The following is a 1807-nucleotide window of genomic DNA, read 5'->3' as shown; positions in this document are numbered from 1 at the left end:
TTTACAATCAATCTTTTTACAAGTTGTACTTGGTATTGTTGCATTTGCTTCATTTGAAGAATGTAGAATGAGTGGAGACAGGTTTGAAGTAGGAACTTATGAAAAGGGTGCTGATTATAACACAACTGAAACCGTTGGAACAACAATTACTTCAGGATTCAATGGAGGTACTGTTGCAATGGGAATTATTTGTTCTGTATGTATTATTATGATTGTATGGTTGGAAGTAAATAAGCAGAATAAAAAATATCAACAAAAATAAAATAAAATGGATATTCAAAAGTACAGTGTAAATCAGCATTTAATAGAGACAGTTTTAGCATGGGTAAAGAGTGGTGAAATTGCAATACCAGAAATTCAAAGACCTTTTGTATGGGACTCTTCAAAAGTAAGAGATTTAATGGATAGTTTATACCAAGGATATCCAATTGGGTACATTATTACATGGTTAAATCCAAATGTTAGATTAAAAGATGGTTCAATAGCAACAGGAAAAAAAGTGCTAATTGATGGTCAACAAAGAGTTACAGCTTTAACTGCTGCAATTTTGGGTAATTATGTTGTTAATAAAGATTATCAAAGAATAAGAATAAAAATAGCATTTCATCCAATTTCTGAGAGATTTGAAGTTCAAACACCTGTTATAGTAAAAGACAAGTCTTGGATTTCTGATATATCTGAAATATTAAATGGAAACACAAATGCATTTAGTTATATAAACTCTTATTTAAGTTCAAATCCAGATTTAGATAATGAAAAAGTAGTACAGTCCATTTCAAAATTATTCAATTTAACAAAAAAGCAAATAGGATTAATTGATTTGGCAGCAGATTTAGATATTGAAACAGTGACAGAAATTTTCATTAGAATCAATAATCAAGGAGTTGTATTAAGTCAAGCAGATTTTGCAATGAGTAAAATTGCATCCAATGATATATATGGAGGTCAGGATTTAAGAAAAGCAATAGATTATTTTAGTCATTTAGCAGTTGCGCCAGAGTTCTATCAGTTTATTGCGGATAATGACAAAGATTTTTCAAAAACAGAATATTTTCAAAAAATGTCTTGGTTGAAAAATGAGAATGAGGATTTATATGACCCCCATTATACAGATGTTTTGAGAGTTGCTTTTACCTCAGAATTTAATAGAGGAAAATTATCTGATTTAGTCAGTTTGTTATCAGGAAGAAATTTTGAAACAAGATCTTATGAAGACACCATTGCAGAGGAGTCATTTGCAAAACTTTCAAAAGGAATTATGAATTTTATGAATGAAACCAATTTCAAAAGATTTTTAATGATTATTAAATCTGCAGGTTTTGTAAATCCTAAAATGATAAGATCTCAGAATGTTATAAATTTTGCATATATAGTATACTTAAAATTAAGATCACAAGGAGAAAATCAAGCTAATATAGAATCTTATGTGAGAAGATGGTTTGTTTTTTCAATGTTAACAGGAAGATATTCTGCCTCTCCTGAGTCAATGTTTGATTTTGATATTAAGCAAATTCAGTCCAGATCATTTTCAGAGTATTTAAAAGAAAAAGAAGATGCGGATTTATCAGATGCTTTTTGGAATGCTTCTTTAGTTCAAAGTTTAAATTCATCTGTTTCAAGTAGTCCATATTTTAATGTGTATTTAGCAAGTCAAGTAAAGGCAAATGATAAAGGATTTTTATCAAAAGATATTACAGTAGGAGATTTGATATTATTTAGAGGAGATATCCATCATATTTTTCCTAAAAATTATTTGAAAAAGGAAGGGTTTGAAAGAGGTAAATACAACCAAATAGCAAATTATGTA

The 1807-nt window shown here is 28.8% G+C and carries 2 protein-coding genes; both read left to right on the top strand.

From position 1 onward, the window contains the following. Window positions 1–262: hypothetical protein (locus IU405_RS00580; RefSeq protein WP_231749411.1), on the top strand; the 262-nt coding region annotated here is incomplete at its 5' end. Window positions 263–268: 6 nt separating this feature from the next. After that, on the top strand, window positions 269–1807 hold a 1539-nt coding region (locus IU405_RS00575; protein ID WP_197436711.1), incomplete at its 3' end, for a DUF262 domain-containing protein.

It is taken from the genome of Polaribacter sp. BAL334 (assembly GCF_015767435.1).
Classification (GTDB): domain Bacteria; phylum Bacteroidota; class Bacteroidia; order Flavobacteriales; family Flavobacteriaceae; genus Polaribacter.
Note: the sequence above shows the minus strand (reverse complement) of the source record. Positions and strands in the feature narration are given on the sequence as shown.